Here is an 18,315-nt window from a genome sequence, read left to right as displayed (position 1 = left end):
GAATATCTGAGGTGGTGGCGGCGCGCGGTTCTCCATGGGGGATTGGTGATGCAGAGGTGCCACATGCCGCTGCGCGCCGCGTCAGGCGGCAGGCTGCACGGCGGAGTCGACCCGTGCTCAAGGGTCCTACCGTCGCGGTCCGCAGGCAGCACCTTGAGCCTCTGGGGTCGAGCCCACCTGCCGGCACTGCTGCTGTGCACCACTGGCCGAGAAGGGGGTGCGGCATGACGGACGAAGCTGTCGCGTGCCCCCGGTGCGGCGCCAATATGGTCATGCAATTCGCATCGCGGGGCGCCAACGCAGGCAACTGCTTCTGGGGCTGTTCACGGTTCCCGCAATGCCGCGGATCGCGAACCATCGACGGCAGCCCGGGCAAGGCGGCGCCGGCCCGACCCCGCACGCCGAAGGCGAGCCGCCCGGTACGCAGCAGCGACACCTCCCGCGGCCCGTCGCTGAGCCGGGGTGATCTGCTGGTGTCCAGCGCCAACACGCTCGGGGCGGGGAAACTCGTGGGCAAGAACGGCGATGGCCTGATCCTCGAGTACTTCGACACCCCAGGACAGCATCCAGGCGAGCGCCGTCGCCACACCGTCCCGAGGGAGGGGCTCAAACGGTTCGCGCTGGCACCCGAGACGCGGGTGTTCTGGTCCACGGGCACCGCGTGGCGCTCGGGGCGCGTCATCGCCACCTCAGCCCATCGGGACATCCACGTACGGGCGCGCAACTGGGAGGGATACCTTCCCGAGAAAGACCTGTATGTCCGCTGGGACCAGTCGCTGACCGACCCCGTCGGCTTTGCCAGCGCCGGACTGCTGGAATCGCCTCTGCTGGCCGACATGCGGCGCCCCTTCCTGCAGAGCACCCTCACGCAGCGCTCGGCGGCCCACGGCATGCGCGGTGCCCTCTCGAGCGGTATCGAGTTGTACGAGCACCAGGTCGAGACCGTGTGGCGCGTGCTGCAGGACCCGGTGCAGCGCTACCTCCTGGCCGATGAAGTCGGTCTCGGCAAGACGATCGAGGCCGGCCTGGTCATGCGGGAACTCCTGCTGGACCAGCCCGACCTCACCGTGCAACTGATTCTCCCGCCGTTCCTCCTGGAGCAGTGGCGCCGGGAACTGTCGGGCAAGTTCCGCACCGGTGACTTTCCGGGCGCCCGCATCGTGTACTCCCGCGACGACGCACCCGACACGTGGGAACCGGCTGATCTCGTCGTGGTCGACGAGGCACACAATCTGGCCCGCCTGGCGCACAGCGAGCAGCCCGAACTGTCCAGCCGCTACGCGCGCCTTGCCGAGGTTGCCACAGCCAGTCCGCGCCTGCTGCTGCTGTCGGCGACCCCAGCGCTGCACAACGAACGTGCCTTCCTGGCCATGCTCAAACTCCTCGACCCGGCCGTGTACCGGGATACGACGGCCGAGGACCTGCGCCAGCGCATGGAGGCACGCTCCGCGCTGGGCCGGCTGTTCCTCGGACTCCAACCCCACTTTCCCGGCGTCCTGCTGAACAAGCGCCTCACGGAGATCGGCGCCGCGTTTCCTGAAGACGCCGAAGTCGCCGCCCTGATCAGTGAGGTCCGGCAGGCAGTCGGAGGACCGGACCGGCAAGTGCTGACCGTGGCGATCGGCGCGCTGCGCACCTATGTCTCCGAGGTGTACCGGGTCCACCGCCGGATGCTGCGCACCCGCCGTACCGCTGCGCTGCACCAGTCGTACCGAGTCACCGGGCGCCTGCGCCCCCAGCAGGTGGTTCTACCCTCGTCCTCTTTTGCCGGCCTTGCCTCCCTTTTGGACAACTGGCGCCAGGAGGCCCTTGCCGCGTGCGAGTTCGACGAGGAGGCCCGCCGCGAGGCAGCCTCCGCCTTCGCAACGGCCGTGGCGTTGTCGTTGGACCCGGACTCCCTGCGCGCGTGGACGCAGTCCCGAGCGGCTGCCACGCCGGGCGAGCAGGAAGCACTCGACCGCATCGAGAGCGACCTGAAGTTCGTCGACCGTCGCCGCGACGTGGCACGCCCGCTGGCTGATGCACTGACCTATCTGTTCAAAGCACGTGAACGGGTGGTCGTCTTCTGCCCGACACCGCAGTTGGCAGGGGAGTTGGCCAGCGCATTCAAGGAGTTGCTGCCCGGGGCGGTCTACCAGCACCTCGCGAGTGACTCGCCCGCAGTGTCCGAGCAGGCAGTCCGTTCTTTTGAGCAGAGCCGGACCGCAGCCGTCCTCGTTGCTGACCACTCAGCGGAAGAAGGACGAAACCTCCAGTTCGCCGATCTCCTCATTCACGTGGGCCTGCCGCCCGGGGCAAACCGCCTCGAACAGCGGATCGGCCGATGTGACCGGTGGGACGCGCAGCGCGAAGGCGGTGCCTGGCGCTCCTACTCGGTGGCGGAGACGACCGACACGCAGTCGTTTGCCGCAGCGTGGATGCGGATCCTCAGCGAAGGGTTCGCCGTCTTCGACAAGTCCGTAGCCAGCCTGCAGCATATGGTGGACGCCGCCACAGACGCCGCCTGGGACATGCTGTTCGAGCACGGTGCCGCGGCGGCACCCGATGCCATCCGCATGGTCCACACCATGCTTGAGGACGAGGTCAAGCGCGTACAGGAACAGGACGCCCTGGACAGCATCGAAGCACCTGCCGACGAGCGCTCCGTGTACGGCCGGATGATGGCCTCGGAGGGCGAGGCGGCCTCGTTTGCCGACGTCACAGATGCGCTGCTGTCCGCGCGGCGGGGGGCGGGGAACCTGCGGTTCGCACCGGCCGGCGACCCCGCCCATGCGATCGGCGGCTACGAACCCGTCAGTCGGCAGACAGCCGGACAGGTTCAGATCCCGCTGATACCCGCTGCGAGACTGCAGCGTGACTTTGTGCCGCTCGCAGGACACCGCGGCACCTTCGTACGCAAAGTGGCCGTCGAGCACGAAGACGTCCGCCTCTACCGCTACGGCGATCAGTTCATCGATGCCGTGTCCGACTTCCTGTGGAACGACGACCGGGGCAGAGCCTTCGGCATGTGGCGGTGGGTCCCCGCCTGGCCCTACGCAGAGCGCCTCGCCTACCGCTTCGACTACGCCGTCGAAGCGCAACCTCTGCAGGGCAGCCCGGAAAGCGACCTACTCGACCAGTTGGCTGCAGCCTGGAGCAGCGACCTGGTGGACCTGCCGTCCCTGCGACGCCGCGCCGACGCGCTCTTCCCGCCGCTCATCGTGACCGTGTGGACCGACGTAAACGGCACACCGATCACCGACGGGCGCCATCTCGACGCCCTGCAGGCACGCTATGCAAAGCCCGTACCCGGGCAGTTGGGAGGCGACTACTCACTCAACTCAGAGCGCATCACGCACGCATACGAACTCATTCCGGCCGCCCAATGGGGGACGCGCTGGCGTGCTGCTGAGCACAGTGCTCAGCGTCTGGCCCACAGCGACGACGCCGTAAACGAGACCCGCACCCGGGCCCTGGACCTCGCCGGGACCGACATAGCCACCCGGTTGCGGCAGTTGCGACTGCGGGCCGCGCGCTCGGAGGGAAACGAGCGCGCTGAACTGGAGGAAGAAGTGGAAACGGAAGCGCTGGCGGGCCAGGAGTTGCTGACGGCCCTCCAAACGCCTTCGCTCCGCCTGGACAGCACCGGTGTGGTCGTGGTCTCGGGCCGCAGCCTGGAGCAGGACGGCAGCGCGTGACCGTTCAACTCGACATCGTTCAGCGCATCATCCTGGGCAAGGAGGCATCGGCAGAACAGCTCACCGGCCCGCACCGGCGGTTCGCCGATGCCTGGCGCTCCGGCCTTGCCGGGTCCGCCCTCAGCGGCGACATCGCCGCTCTCCTGGCTCAGATGCTTCGCCATCAAGCCGGCGTGACGGGCCAGCGCCACCACGAACTGGAGATCAACCTCCCCGAACGCGGAATCGACCTGCAGGCGCTCGAGCGAGCGCACCTGCGTGTCGAACGGTTCGGCGCCACACGGCACACCGTGCGCCTCGGCGACGCCTGGACGCCTGACTGGCTCCACGGCGACCCCCGCTGGATCGACCTCGCCTGCGCAAGCCCCGGCCCGTTCGTCTTCGCCGACAACACGACGGTGGAGACCAGCGCTCGCCCGAACAGCCCGGTGTCCGTCGATCCAGCCCTGCACGCGATCGCTCCCGACATCAACCGCTACCGCTCACGCAGCCAAGCCAGCGCAGTGCGGACCGCCTCCCTTGCCGATCCAGCCTCCACCCTGCACGTCGTCCTGCCCACCGGCACGGGCAAATCCCTCGTCGGTCTGGCCCCTGGGCTGCTCCGGCAGCGCGGAACCACCATCGTGGTGCTGCCCACCATCGCCCTGGCCCTCGACCAGGAACGCCACCTGCACAAACGATTCCCGGCGTCCGTGCTCCCTCGCGAACTGGCCTATCACAGCGACCGCGTCAGCGAGGAACGCGCAGCCATCAAGGAACGCCTGCGCGAGGGAACTCAGCGGATCCTTCTCACCTCACCCGAAGCCCTTGTACGAGGATTCACCACCACGCTGCGCACCCTCGCGACATCCGGCCAACTCACCAGCCTCGTCATCGACGAGGCGCACCTAGTGCGCCTGTGGGGCTTGAGCTTCCGTCCCGAGTTCCAGATCGTCGCCTCGCTCGTAGGTGAATTGCGAGAACTCGCCACCGGGGCCGGGCACCCCCCGCCACGCATCACACTCCTGTCCGCGACGCTGTCCGCACCCAGCCTCCAACTCAACGATCAACTCTTCGCAGGCAGCGCCGAGTCACTGTTCGTCGGATCGACCTTCCTACGCTCCGAACTGCGCTACCTCCTGGGCACCACCACGTCACCCGACGTCCGGATGGAACGCCTCATCGAAGCGATGCACCACCTTCCGCGGCCGGCGATCATCTACACCACCAAGAAGGAGCCCGCCAAGATCATCGCTGAGCGCCTGCGGGCTGCCGGATTTGTACGCACCGCCGTCTTCCACGGAGACCTCGGTTCTGCCGAACGTCTGGACATCATGCGCGGATGGTCCGGCGACGACGGACCGACCACGACCGACATCGTGGTCGGCACCAGCGCCTTCGGTCTGGGGGTAGACCAGAGCGACGTCCGGACCGTGGTGCATGCCTGCGTCCCGGCCTCGGTCGACCGCTTCTACCAGGAAGTCGGCCGCGCGGGACGCGACGGCCACGCGGCGCTGTCGGTCTGGCTTCCCGCCGAGCCTGACGCGGCCGAAGGCCAGCGAGTCGAAAACGCGACCGTGATCGGGGACGTCAAGGCGTGGAACCGGTGGGAAGCCATGCGGGATCAGAACCTGTCCCCGAAGCAGGCGGGCAACGGCCTGGTCCTGGACACCACGGTGGTACCCGGGCACGGCGACGAACCCTCGGACGCCAACGAACTGTGGAACCGCAACACGCTCGTCCTCATGGAACGCGCCAACCTCATCACCATCGACAGGCTGGATCCCCCGGTGGTCGAACGCATAGCCGGTGAGCCCGAGCAGGCCTGGCAAGCACGGTTCAGCAAGGAGTGGACGGCCTTCGTAAGCCACGTTCCGGTACGGCTCAGACCGCACGTGGCCAACCTGGACCGGCAGACCCTCGAGGCCGCCCTGCAGCGCACCCGCGCAGAGATCAAGAATGCCGAAGCCGCCTCAACGGCGCGCATCACCCGCCTGCTGGCAAGAAGAGAATGCTGGGGACGTGTACTGAGCGAGGAGTACACCTACACGGACATAGGCGCCATGCGGGCCAGCCAGAACGTGGCGCCCGCGTGTTCCGGATGTCCTGCAGAGGAGCACGTGCACCAGCCCGCCTTGCACACAGCGCGTCCCCTCGTCGCAGAAGCGCTCATGCCCGACCTCGGCAGAAGCCCCAGCGCAGCCCTGGCGAACCTGGCCGCCGGCCACCGCAGCATTGTGGTCACCTATCCCAGCGGACGCCTCAGAACTGCCCTGAGCAACCTCATCCAGTCATGCGTCACCAACGGCGTACGCGGCATCGTTGCCACGGCCGCGCTGCTCGGCCTCCCGGCCATCCGTACAGCCTCACGGTTCGCCGACGAGGGCATGGTTGCCGTGGACCCCCTGCGGACCCGCGGGGTACCTGCGCGCCTCTCGGTACCGAGTCTGATCCTGATGGACCACGGGCAGACGCCGCCCCTCTCATGGCTCGCCCCCACCAGCGGACCGCTACGCGTCGTAGTCGTCCCGGAAGACATGCCCGACCCGGCCTATCCAGATGCCCTCATCAAGAGCATCCGCAGCCCTCACTGGACCATTGACGACTTCCTCAGGAGACTCTGATGGCTGTCCTGAACCCACCGCGAAGCCTTCCGGCCCTGGGCCGCTCCATCATCAACTTCCTCGCCGGGTCCCGACGGGCCTGGACCGAGGAAGAATTGATCGAGGCGTTCAGACCGCCAGGCCTGAACGAGGCAGTCTCCTCCGCTGAAGGTGTCTCGGACACCCTGTCCACCTTCCGGGCGATCGGGATGCTCTGCAGCGACACAGCCGGCGTGATCACCGTGAGTGGCACCGTCGCTGCCACGGGAGGCACCCTGTCGCCGGCGGCGTTCCGCCGGGCACTCCAAAAGCATGCCCTCGATCTGGACCGTGACGGAGATCCGTGGCAGACCGGCCCGGGAGAGAGCCTCACCGGCGGGGCACGTGATCTGCTGAGAGCGATGTCGTGGTTCCTCGCGCAGGACGCGCTCGGGCGTCCCCTGTCGTGGACCGGCGGCATTCAGGACCTCCAGCACGCGCAATTCCCGGACCCGGACAATGACACCTGGGCCATCACCAACGACACACGCTGGGGTCCCAGCTCCCGATGGGGACAGGTACTTGGCCTTGCGGCGCCTTCGCTCATACAGGCCAAATCAGGATTTGTGCCCCTCCCCGTCGTGGCGATCAACGACGTCTTGGACGAACTGCCTGCCGGACAGATGCCCATCGGCGACTTCCTGGGCCAGTTGGCGGCCAAACTGCCTGTGTTGCACGGCGGTCTCGTCCGCGCCTCCCTCATGGCGTACCTCCCTGGCGGAGACCCCGACCCGGGCATCGCACAAGACTGCGCCGACAGTTCGGTCGGCCAGGCACTGCGCATCTTGCAGGACCGCGGTCGGCTGGTCTTCGACACCCTGCCGGACGCAGACGGCATCCGGCTGTCGCGATTCGACAGCCAACGCCAAACGCACGTCACCCTGGTTCGAGGAGGAAAGCGATGACCTGGCGGGGCACTCTTCCTGCTGCATGCTGGGAGGCCCGTGAGGCCCCAGCCATCATTCCGGTCGAGGCAGAGAGCACCTCCAACGGGGTCTTCCTCGCCACGCACACCTCGATCCCGATCCTCCTGCGCGATCGGGTGGACAGCGCTGTCGGCGGCACCATCGTCGACGAACACAACCTGCGGCGCGCCGTCGAGGAACTGCCGGCGGACCAGCCCATCATCCCCATCCTCGGGAAGTCGGGCACAGGTAAGTCGCACCTGATCCGCTGGCTTCGCATCAACCTGAAGCCCAACGACGCGACCCGGCTGATCTTTGTCCCCAAACACCGCATGTCGCTGCGCGGGATCCTTGAACTCATCCTGGAACACGCCACCGGCGAACGCGCCGCGGAGCTGCGCGCGAAGGTCGCTGCCGCTTCGGATGCTGCCTCGGACGAAACCACCGCACAACTCCGACTGCGCAACGAGTTGGCTGTCCTGGTCGAGACCCGCGGAGCAGACAAAGAGGGCACACCCGAGGAGAACGATCTCCGTGCCTTCCTTGCCTCCGCGGAGGGCCTGCCCGCACTGCTGGGCGACCCCGTCTTTCGCAGACGATTGCTCGCCGACAACGGTCCCATCGCGCGTCTGGTCCGGGAAAAGCTCTCCGGCAAGGGCTCGGAGGACAAGGAGGACGCGTTCGGTTTCACCGCAGCAGACCTGGACCTCTCGGTCGACGATGTCAGCAAGGCCGGCGCCGACGCCGCTAGTGTCGCCAGCGCACTCGCCAGCGATGCTCCCCTGCGGGACCTGGCAGCGAAGATGCTCAACGAGCAACTCGGACCGGCAGTCAGTGAGGTTTTCGGGATCGGGGGAGACGACCTCAAGCAACTCCTCGTCGAACTACGCCTCGACCTGCACAGGCAGGGACTGGAACTTCTCCTCCTGATCGAGGACTTCTCGATCTTCCAAGGCATTCAGGGCGGCCTCATCGACGCAATCACCCTGCTGCCCACCGAGACGCTCGCCCTGTGCCCGATGCGTGTCGTCATGGCCGTCACTACTGGTTACTTCGTCAACCAGATGCCAGAGACGGTGTACACGCGGACCTATAAGGTCTTCGATCTCGAACTTCCGGCGGACAAAACAGCCCCGTTCGACCCCGCACGGTTCGCCGCCCGGTACCTCAACGCGGTACGCGTCGGCTCCAAGGAGATCGACAAGCACCACACGGACGAACGCCCGGAGCTCAACCATTGTCTGCAATGCCCCGTCCGGGACAACTGCCACCAGGCATTCGGGGAGGTTGCAGGCGTCGGCCTGTTTCCGTTCAGCAGGACGGCACTCGACCGGGCCATCCGCAGTCAGTCCAAGGGTGATGCCTTTGTCGCGCGCGACGTTCTGACCCGCGTCCTGCGCCCCGTCCTGCACCGCGACCAGACCGAACTCGACGAAGGCCGCTTTCCCAGCGCCGGATTCGAGAACGACTTCCACACCGGTGCGCTGGACACCCTCGACAACGTCGAGGACCAGGTCCGGCTGCGCACGCCAGGTGACCCCGCACTCTCCGAGCGCCGCGTACGGATGGTCCGCTTCTGGGGGCCGGGTCACGGACCGCAGAACCTTCACCCGACGATTCATGAAGCATTCGCCATCCCGCCCCTGCCGGACCTCATCACCGAGCAGCAGACCCACCTGCATGAGACGGTGCGGCCGGGTTCGATCCCGCCCTCGGACGAAACGGGAGAGCCCCCTGCGGGCTCGCCGTCTCCGCCCCCTTCGTCCCCGCCGCCAGCGGCTTCGAAGCCGCCTTTGGTCCGGGCCGTCGACGAATGGCACAAGACCGGCGAGCTTCTTCAGAGACACCGCAACGATCTCAGGAATATCGTGCACACCGCCGTCATTGGCTATCTGGGACTCGAAGACGGATACGGAGGCGACAGCGGAGACTGGACCAAGGGAGGGGCGGAACTTGCGCCAAGTTTTGATGCGAAGACTTCGATCGCACTGGACGGAAGTGCCCTGCAGACCGCGCTGATCTCGATTGACCACCGCAACATGGAGGACGTCCGAGTTCTTCGTGCGCTCGCCTGGGTGGACGCGAAGGAGTCCTGGGCGAACGTGCCGCAGGGCGACGCACTGCAAAGCCTGTGCATGATCAAAGTCCAGGCATGGGCGGACAGCGTGTCCGCTTCCCTCCTTCCCTCACAAGGTGACGACGCCGAACTGAGCCGCCTTGCCCACGCCCTTCTGTCCGTCAGCAGGTCACTGGGGATCGCCGACTCGTACAAGAGCGACGCACTCAGCCGGGTCAAGGCGCTCTTCGCCAGGCCGTCGAAGCTGGCCGATCCCGAGCAACGGCGCCACACACGGGGACTGCAGGACCGCTTCACCAGCGCTGACCCGAAGGCGGATCGCAACCTCCTTCAGCGGCGACTGCTCCGCTTGACGTCCTACCGCCAGGGCACCGGCAAGCCGCTGGCCATTGACCTGCCGCGCCTTGTACGCGCAATGCGCGACGACGCGGGTGAGGCGCCCTGGCCCGAGCACGTCCCCGAGCAGATTAGAAAAGTGGCGGACGGCATCAAGAAGCGAACCACCATGCTGGATCCGATGCTCGAGGAAACCCGACGGCTGGTACCCGACGTGAGCGATCTCGGCGGCGACGTCGCCGAGGTGGCCCATGCCCTCAACACCCTGCTCTCCGACCTGGCAGCGCTTGCCCAGTCAGCCAACTCGATCAACGCGCCTGCCCTCCACAGCGCGGCGAAGTCGGTGAAAGCCGGTGATCTAAAGAAGGTGAAAGACCTGAGTGAGGGTTTTGACGCCTGGCCCACCCTCACCACCGATCAGCGTCTGCGCCTGGTGACCCTGGACGAGGGGCCGGCCCTGCGCATCCGGGCGTGGCTCGACCCTGCGTTGGCTGCTGTGAAGGTGCTGGAGCAAAAGCTTCAGGCCGGACCGGCCTCGGAAGCTCAGCGTGAGTACGACGAGACCCTCCAGCGGCTCGTGGCCGGGCTGGAGACCTTGAGCCGCGAGGTCATGGACGTGGCCGGACCTGAGGGGGGCGCATGACGCTCATCGAACAAGTTCAGCGTCTGCGTGTGGCAGCGGTCGCTGCCCACGACGAGGACAAGATCAACCGCCGCACCGGCGAGTTGGCCGGACAGGCCGAGAACGTCGAGACCTTCATCGAGACGATCCAGCGCCTCAGTCGGGGCGTCACCGAACTGCGCACAGTCCATGCTGCCTTGGGCACGGACCTCGGTCCGCAGGCCGCCCAACTGGCCGCAGATCTACACGCGCTCGCCGAAATGCTCCCGAGCCAGGACGCCGATGCCCCACTGCAAGCACTGAAGGTGCAGGTCAAGGCAGCCGATGGCTTTGTGAAGGGCCTTCGTAAGTCCGTTGAGCAGGCATGGACTGCTGAACGCAACCGTGAAGTACCGGTGATCAATGAGGATCTTGTCGCTACGCTGAGCAAGAGCGGGATCGACGTGGAAGAGATCCGCATCAAGATTGAGAAGGCGCAAGGCGTGCTCAATGTCCTGAACAACCGCGCCGTCCCCGAGTCGGGTGACGTCGCCAGGCTGACTGCGGCGCTGGAGAGCCTCCAAGCATGCGGCAAGCAGATCGCCGCACTCGTTGACCCGGTCCTCGCCCGAGTGATTACGGGCGCCCAGGAAGCCGCAGGGACGCCCTTGAACTCCTTCACCCCCGAGGTCCTTGCCGGGCTGTCGAGGCTGGGAATCCTGGACCGCTTCTGGGTGAGGCTGCGGTGACTCCTGAGACCGAGAGTGAAATCCTCGGCGTCCTCGAAAAACACGAGGACCCCCTGCTGTCCTGGGGCGTTGTCGACGGCGGATTCACCGAAGGCGAACTGCACACCCACATCGATGACGTCCTCATGGAGCGCGGCGAACTCGACACCGCCCAGGAGGCAATCGAGGCCCTCGAGGACAAGGGGCTGATCATCCGCGATGATGCGGTCTCGCCGTCACGGTGGCGTACCCGCAACGGGGAGACGCTGCGCCTGCTGGCCCGACTGCGCCAGATCTTCCCCTCCAACGACCCCACGGCCTGGCACCAAGGGGCTGCTCTCGTCTCGGACTTCCGCTACGCGCGACGCCCGCGTGCCTACCCGCGGCGCGACCAGTCCAGACACGCAGTCATCGACGGCACCGATGTGCTCCACGACCTCTACCGCCAGGTCATCGATGCCATGACGTGGCGGGGTCCCCAACACGCCGACCTCAGCGGCTTCCAGGTCCGTGCCAGCCGCCAGATCTTCACAGCCCTGCAGTCCAACATCACCACCGCCACCGTCGTGGGTGCCGGCACCGGTAGCGGCAAGACACTCGCCTTCTACCTGCCGGCCTTCGCCTACCTGACGGGACTCCAGGACAAGTCGGCATGGACGCGTGCGCTGGCCGTATACCCGCGCAACGAACTCCTCAAGGACCAACTCAACACCGCCTTCGCGCACGCCCGGCGGCTCGACCACCTGTGGACGAAGACCAACGGCCGGCCCATGACCATCGGGGTACTCAACAAGGACACCCCAACCAGCACGAAGAGCCTGACGGCCTCCTATTCCGCATGGACGAAACGGGCCGAAGGCTTTCAGTGCCCTCACTTCACCTGTCCCGGTGACGGATACACCGTGTGCGGGGGCACACTGTTCTGGTCCGAGCAGGACGCCAAGGCTGGAACGGAACGCCTGATCTGCGGCACTTGCCCGCGTGTGTTCGACGACTCCATGCTGGTTCTGACCCGGCACCGGATGAGCCGACGGCCTCCGGACGTGCTGTTCACCACCACCGAGATGCTCAACCGCGGCCTGTCCGACCTGTCCCTGGGCACACTGTTCGGCGTTGGCGCGGCCAAGAAACCCCGCCTGATGCTGCTCGACGAGATCCACACCTACAGCGGCACCACCGGCGCCCAGGCAGCCCTCGTCCTGCGACGCTGGCACCACTCGCTGCGCAGTCCGGTCACCTTCGTCGGCTTGTCCGCGACGCTGTCGAACGCCGTTCGCCACATGGCCGATCTGACGGGCGTTGACGACGGACTCGTCACCAACATCGAGCCAGGCGCAGACGAGATGGAGTACGAGGGCGCCGAATACATGGTCGCCGTGCGCAGCGACCCCACCAGTGGCGCCTCCGTACTGTCCACCACCATCCAGACGGCGATGCTCCTCCCGCGCGTCCTCGACCACCCGGCAGAGCGCACATCCCAGGGACTTCTGGGCACCAAGGCGTTCGTCTTCACCGACGACCTCGACGTCACCAACCGGCTCTTCTTCTACCTCCTCGACGCGGAAGGCCAGCGCTACCGCGCCCCGCGTACCCAGCAGTTCAAAGACCCCTTGGCATCCCTGCGACGTCCCGGGCAAGACAACCTCACCGACCAGCGGCGCGCCGGCCAGGTCTGGGACCTGCCGGTGAAACTGGGCCACAAACTCGACCGCCCGGGCCTCAACGTGAGCCGGACCACCTCGCAAGACGCGGGAGTCGACACCGCCTCCCAACTCGTCGTCGCAACTGCCTCGCTTGAGGTCGGCTTCGACGATCCGGACGTTGGCGCCGTGCTGCAGCACAAGGCGCCCCGCGGTGTCGCCGCATTCCTGCAGCGCAAGGGCCGTGCCGGGCGAAGCCGCCGCATGCGCCCGTACACCGTGGTGGTGCTCTCCGACTACGGACGCGACCGTGCCACCTACGAGGCCTGGGATGCACTGTTCGATCCCGTCCTGCCCGAACTGGTACTTCCCATCCGGAACCGGGCAGTCCTGCGCATCCAAGCTACCCTGGCGATGCTTGACTGGCTGGCAGCACAACTGCAGTCCGATTACCGGTACGCAAAGCTGTGGCGTGATTTGAAGGGTCTCGCCGATCCGAAGTACCCGGACAACCGCAAGGTCCAGCAGACAGCCGTCACCATTCTGCGCCATCTACTGCGCGATCCCGGCCGCCAGCGCAGCCTCCGTCTGTGGATCGAAGGCGCACTTCAGGTCTCCGAGGAGTTGGCCGCCGAGATTCTGTGGCATCCCCCTCGCCCGCTGATCCTGGCGGCCGTACCCACGCTGGCCCGACGGCTGGACAGCGAGTGGGCTGTCGCGGAGGACCACACGTACGTCAAGGGCAAGGATTTGATGGGCAAGAATCCGCTGCCCGACTTCTTCCCCGAGAACCTCTTCAGCGAACTCGCACTTCCCGAAGGGTACGTAGTCATACCCCCGCAGCAGTCGTGGGAGAAGGAACCTGAACTGCAGGCGATGGGCCTGGCGCAGATGCTGCGCGAGTACGCGCCAGGACGAGTGTCACGGCGCTTTGCCACCCGCAACCTCGAGCACCGGCACTGGATCCCTGTGCCCTACGGCCAGCGCGAGACCGTCATGGATCTCGCCCCTGCCCTGCAGGCGCACCATCGGGAGGAAACCGCCACCGTCGAAGTCGGCGGTGTCCCTACCCCCATCCCCATCGTCCGCCCCGACAGGGTGGACCTCCAACTCGCACCGCCAGAACTCAAGGATGCTTCCAACGCGTCCCTGGTCTGGCGATCCCAGTTCCTGGAGAGGGGCCTCGGCCTGGTCGCCCGCCTTCCCCTGTCGGATCCCATCGGCAGCCTCATCGACGAAGCACGCTTCTTCCTGCACGCTCAAAACGCCCACGTCGAGGTCCGCCGTCTTGCCATCCAGAGCGAGGCCAGTTTGGTCTTCGCCCGCGGCGGCGAAGCCCGGGTCAAAGCACAGTTCTCGCTCGATGACGAGCGGGTCGGTCTCGGAGCCACCTACGACGTCGACGGCCTGCGCCTGACCACCACGGTGCCGGACGTGATCGCTCCACCGGGCGACCTCGACCCGGCCCTGCGCAGCGCCTGGTTCCAGCATGTTCTGACGAACGACCCCGAACTGCTGGAACAGATGAACAAGTTCCAACTGGAATGGCTGCACCAGACCATCGAATGCATGCTGCTGATGTCCGCCGTGAGTGACGGCACGTCGCTTCCCCACGCCTACCAGATGGTGCGGGAAACCTTCGCCGACCGGTTGACGGACACCCTGAAGGCGATGTTCCGCAGTTCTGACGTCGAAGAGAGCGAAAGCGCCACACTCGGCCGGGTCGGTGAGCGGCTGCGTCAACTCCTTGCCGACAAGGGCATCATTGCCCGCCTGGACCATCTGACGGACCAGGTCTGGGACCCTGACCCCGCACAATTCCAAGCCTGGCTGCGTCAGCGTGTTCTTGCCACCCTGGGACAGGCGGCCCTGTGGGCTGCCCGGGAGATCTGCCCCGAGCACGACCCCGAAGGCATCATCGTCGACATAGAACCCGGCTACGCCCCCGACGGCACATGGCGCCACGGCCAGGTCTGGCTCACCGAAGCCTCTATCGGCGGCGGCGGCTTCATCGAAGCGCTGGCGACGCGCGTACGCCCCGACCCGCGGCGGTTCTTGCGGCTGATAATGAGAGCCGTCCAGCCCTCCACCACTGAACTGGTCGACGCGCACATGCGGCGGATCGTGCGCTACACCACCGAGCGCAGCGACTGGCTCGACCTCGTTGCTGAATACCGAGGCTCGGCGACACAGGCGGACCGGGTGAAAAACCTTGACCGCATACGGGCGCAGTTGCGCGCCTCAGGCATCCACGGCGCGGAGCAGTCCGTCGTCTCGAGCCTGGCGAACCGCCTGCTCCGGCCAGGATCGACCGCACAGACGGACCAGGCACTATGTACCCTCATCGGCGAGTGGGAGATCCAAGAGCAACGCCTGGGCCTTGAAATCTCGCCGCGTACCTGGGCTTACCTGATGCGCCAGCGGCACGACCTGGACGCCGGACTGAACCTGTCCGCGAACTCCTCAGACCGCCAGCGTATCGACGCCATCCAAAGCGCACTCTGGCCACGCGGATGGGCCATACGTGCCGGAGCACTGCAGTCGTGGAACCCCTACTTCGACAATCCGCCAGCCGCACCCGATCTCATCCGGGGACTGTTCACGTCCATAGACGACCTCATCAGCGTGACAGATCTCGACGCGGACACCCTGGTGCGCACACGCCTGGCTCAACAGGGATCCGCCCAGCTCATAGCACCTCCCGAGGACGTATCCGCCCTGGCGGACATGCTGGTGGATCTGTCGATCCGTCCCATCGAAACGGACTTCCTCCAGGTGTTTCCACGAGTCGTTGAGATCGACCACCGCTCTGAGGGCAGCGTCGTGGCCACCCTCGAACTTGCCGAGGTGTCCGCATGAGAAGGATCACCACCGTCGGGGCCGGCGAGACCCGACAACTCACCGATCTGCTGCAGAACCTCCTGGTGTCTGAACTGCTGGCCCCGTCAAGTCGCCTGTGGGTACTGTCCCCGTGGATCTCCGACATTGTCGTCATCGACAATGCATCCGGACAGTTCAAGAGCGTGCTCCCCGCCTTGCCAGCCCGACCCATCCGGCTGACGGAGGTACTCATCGATCTCGCGCGCCGTGGCTCGGATGTCCGAGTGATCATGCGGGACGAGTCGCGCAACGCCGTCACAGGACAACGCCTCACCGACCTCGCCCCGGTGGGGCCACGGCCGTCCCTGCTCATCCGGAACACCCTGCACGACAAGGGCATGGTGAGCGACAGATTCCACGTGCACGGTTCGATGAACTTCACGTTCTTCGGCCAGAGAGTGAACCAGGAAGGCGTCACCGTCGTATCCGACCCCGACCAGATCGCCCGCGCTTGGGTCGAATACCAGAACAGGTACCAGTTGCCATGAGCGTAGATTTCAAGGAATTCTTCGGTTCAGGCAACGACATCACGCCCACACGGGTAGGACCGGACTTTCAACTCATACTCGATAATTTCATGGCAGGCATCCAGCAGCGCCAGATCGGATTCCTGCCGCGAAGTTCTCAAGGGCGTCTGTGGTGGTATGGCTTCGCACCCACCCCCCGCCAGCAGCGCGAGACACTCGCCATCCTCGACAGTTGGATCGGCCCCACCTTCAGCGACCTGCCCCACCAACGCGGTGCCCTCAACCCGACTGATCCATTCGACGCCGTACTGGCAAACGCATCCGTCAAACCCCTGCGCTTTGAAGTACTGCCCCGCCGGACAGCGGACTCGGAGGAGTGGAAACACGCGCGAAGCCGGGTACGCGACGCCCTGCTGGTGCTCACTAAACTCCTCAACGGCCGACCGCCCTCGGAGTTCGACGCTCCCCGTACGACTGTCGAGGTCCTCGACGACCTCGGACACGCCATTGCTGCCCGCGACCGTGCCGTGGCCTTGGCCTGCCTGCGCGAACTTGAGGCGACCGCCGATCTCGACCAGGCGAACCTAGCCTTCCTGCGACTACGACTCTTCGCAGGGCTCGAAGACTGGAAGGCCGTCCTCGCGGACCGGGACCTCGACCACGTCCTCGCCATGCGCCGCCCCCTGAGCGTCACTCAAGTGATCCAGCAGGCGGCCTACGCCACATGGTTCGCCCCGTACGACGCAGCAGGCAATGAGGAAGAACTACTCGGTGCCGTTACCGCGCTCCCTGCAGCGTTCCGGCCACTGTTCTCGGGCACACCGAGGACGAGTCGGGCGCAGGCTGTCGTGGAATTCCTCATCGAGGTCGAAAACGACACCGGAGACGACACACTCAACCGACTCCTCGACGAAGCCGGCACGATCGAACCCGGTCTGCCCGCCCACCTGCGCAATGTGCTGTACCTGCGCCGAGAACAAAGTCCTCAGCACTCCGCCCCGTCCGAGCCGTCCGCCCCTGAGGATCAGCTCGACTCCTCGAGCGAATCGCCCCTGGAGCGCGCGACCGGGCTGATGGCCCGGGGCGAACTTCAGGCAGCCATCAAACTCGTGCTGACGCTCGAACCGAGCCTGCACGCGGCATACCTGCTCCTGACCTGTGCACGGGACCTGCAGTCACCACAGCAAGCAGCATTGGCACTTGAGTACATCTCCACGCATCACCTCCAAGGCTTGATCGACGGAGCGAGCGCACGCCTGCGCGATGATCTCGCCTGGTTGGAGCAGTTCACCCAGGCCGGGCCCCGCTTGGATTGGCGCACCTGGCTGGATGCACTGGACGGAGACCATGGCAGCGCAACGCTGGCGACCGGCCCCGAAATCACCGACGGCTGGACACCGCTGAGCAGCAGTGCGCTGACCGCGTGGCTTCACGACGCGTCTGACGGGACACTGGGCAAACTCGGTGAACTCGGAGGCCAGTTCATGGCAGCGCACCGCGACATCTTTGCTGAAGACGGAGCGGCCGAACTCAGTGAACGCATCCTTGCCGGTCTCGCACTCAGCGGTAAGAACTCGGCCGGCGTCCGGGTGCAGACCCAAGCCCTGCTGGACTATCTACTGTCTGCCAACCCTGCCTCCGCGGTGTTCGCGTCGGCGCTCGAGTGGACCGAGTTGATCGTCTCCGCGAACGTCTCTGCTGTGACCACGACGTGGGCGATCGACATACTGCAGGCGGCGACAGCTACATCGGCAGCAGCAACGAGCCCCGCCACCATTGAACTGTTCTACAAAATCACCAACACGGTCAGGCCGTTCAAGTCAGCACTGAACCCAACCGACCTTGAAGCCATCAAGCTCATAGCCAGCGAACTGGGAGCCGGTGTCCCGGAAGACTTGCTCGCCGACCAAGTACAGGACGCCGACCCCGGAGCGCCATACCGCTACCTGCAAGACTCAAAGGTTGTGCTGTACTCCCTCACCGAGTCCGCCACCACCCGGGCTGCACAGATACTGCGCATCCTGGTACCCAAGATCGACATCGAGACGAGTGCCGAACACGATGGCAGTAGTAAGCTCGCCGCACAGGCAGCCAACGCTGACGTCTTTGTCGTGGTGACCGCATCGGCAAAGCATGCCGCCACTGACTTCATCGCCGCCAAGCGTGGGGCACGACCGGTAGTACTCGTCAACTCGCGTGGCTCATCGGCGATTTTGCGTGAACTGGCGGAAGGGTAACGGTTCGCAACGCAGTGGGCTAACGCTTCTCTCGCAAAGTTTGAGAAGTCCAGTCCGAGGCGACCGCCTCGGACTGGCTCTGGGGTATCCCGGGAGGGCTAGTTTGTGCAGGTGTGCGATGCCGAGCATCGCACGATGGACTTGCA

8 protein-coding genes are annotated in these 18,315 nt (G+C 66.0%); all 8 read left to right on the top strand.

Annotated elements, in window-relative coordinates; translation table 11 throughout:
• Window positions 1-224: 224 nt before the first annotated feature.
• The 8 genes from dpdE to dpdD are packed head-to-tail and all read left to right on the top strand — an operon-like array spanning window position 225 to window position 18,169.
• Entirely contained in the window at window positions 225-3,677 is a 3,453-nt protein-coding gene (gene dpdE / locus DN051_RS13515) for a protein DpdE (RefSeq protein ID WP_112438775.1), read from the top strand.
• The gene (gene dpdF / locus DN051_RS13510) at window positions 3,674-6,280 is read left to right on the top strand and encodes a protein DpdF (RefSeq protein WP_112438774.1); all 2,607 of its coding nucleotides are present in this window, start codon (window positions 3,674-3,676) and stop codon (window positions 6,278-6,280) included. Before dpdE ends, dpdF begins: the two co-directional genes overlap by 4 nt.
• Window positions 6,280-7,203, top strand: coding sequence for a protein DpdG (gene dpdG / locus DN051_RS13505; protein WP_112438773.1), 924 nt, complete (start codon window positions 6,280-6,282; stop codon window positions 7,201-7,203). The genes dpdF and dpdG overlap by 1 nt, the downstream gene beginning before the upstream one ends.
• Window positions 7,200-10,259 (top strand): protein DpdH, encoded by a 3,060-nt coding sequence (gene dpdH / locus DN051_RS13500; protein WP_112438772.1) that lies wholly within the window; start codon window positions 7,200-7,202, stop codon window positions 10,257-10,259. Before dpdG ends, dpdH begins: the two co-directional genes overlap by 4 nt.
• On the top strand, window positions 10,256-10,966 hold the full coding sequence (locus DN051_RS13495; RefSeq protein ID WP_112438771.1) for a hypothetical protein: 711 nt from the start codon (window positions 10,256-10,258) through the stop codon (window positions 10,964-10,966). The genes dpdH and DN051_RS13495 overlap by 4 nt, the downstream gene beginning before the upstream one ends.
• On the top strand, window positions 10,963-15,444 hold the full coding sequence (dpdJ, locus tag DN051_RS13490; RefSeq protein WP_112438770.1) for a protein DpdJ: 4,482 nt from the start codon (window positions 10,963-10,965) through the stop codon (window positions 15,442-15,444). The genes DN051_RS13495 and dpdJ overlap by 4 nt, the downstream gene beginning before the upstream one ends.
• Window positions 15,441-15,953 (top strand): phospholipase D-like domain-containing protein DpdK, encoded by a 513-nt coding sequence (gene dpdK / locus DN051_RS13485; RefSeq protein WP_112438769.1) that lies wholly within the window; start codon window positions 15,441-15,443, stop codon window positions 15,951-15,953. Before dpdJ ends, dpdK begins: the two co-directional genes overlap by 4 nt.
• On the top strand, window positions 15,950-18,169 hold the full coding sequence (dpdD, locus tag DN051_RS13480; RefSeq protein WP_162624920.1) for a protein DpdD: 2,220 nt from the start codon (window positions 15,950-15,952) through the stop codon (window positions 18,167-18,169). The genes dpdK and dpdD overlap by 4 nt, the downstream gene beginning before the upstream one ends.
• The last annotated feature ends 146 nt before the right edge of the window (window positions 18,170-18,315 follow it).

Origin of the sequence: Streptomyces cadmiisoli, assembly GCF_003261055.1 — a bacterium.
Lineage (GTDB): Bacteria > Actinomycetota > Actinomycetes > Streptomycetales > Streptomycetaceae > Streptomyces > Streptomyces cadmiisoli.
This window is presented reverse-complemented; position numbering and strand designations above follow the sequence as displayed.

What these genes read in the sequence shown, in the direction of transcription:
- dpdG (WP_112438773.1), top strand. Translation starts at nt 6,280, where the DNA reads ATGGCTGTCCTGAACCCACCGCGAAGCCTTCCGGCCCTGGGCCGCTCC.
- dpdK (WP_112438769.1), top strand. Translation starts at nt 15,441, where the DNA reads ATGAGAAGGATCACCACCGTCGGGGCCGGCGAGACCCGACAACTCACC.
- dpdH (WP_112438772.1), top strand. Translation starts at nt 7,200, where the DNA reads ATGACCTGGCGGGGCACTCTTCCTGCTGCATGCTGGGAGGCCCGTGAG.
- dpdE (WP_112438775.1), top strand. Translation starts at nt 225, where the DNA reads ATGACGGACGAAGCTGTCGCGTGCCCCCGGTGCGGCGCCAATATGGTC.
- dpdD (WP_162624920.1), top strand. Translation starts at nt 15,950, where the DNA reads ATGAGCGTAGATTTCAAGGAATTCTTCGGTTCAGGCAACGACATCACG.
- DN051_RS13495 (WP_112438771.1), top strand. Translation starts at nt 10,256, where the DNA reads ATGACGCTCATCGAACAAGTTCAGCGTCTGCGTGTGGCAGCGGTCGCT.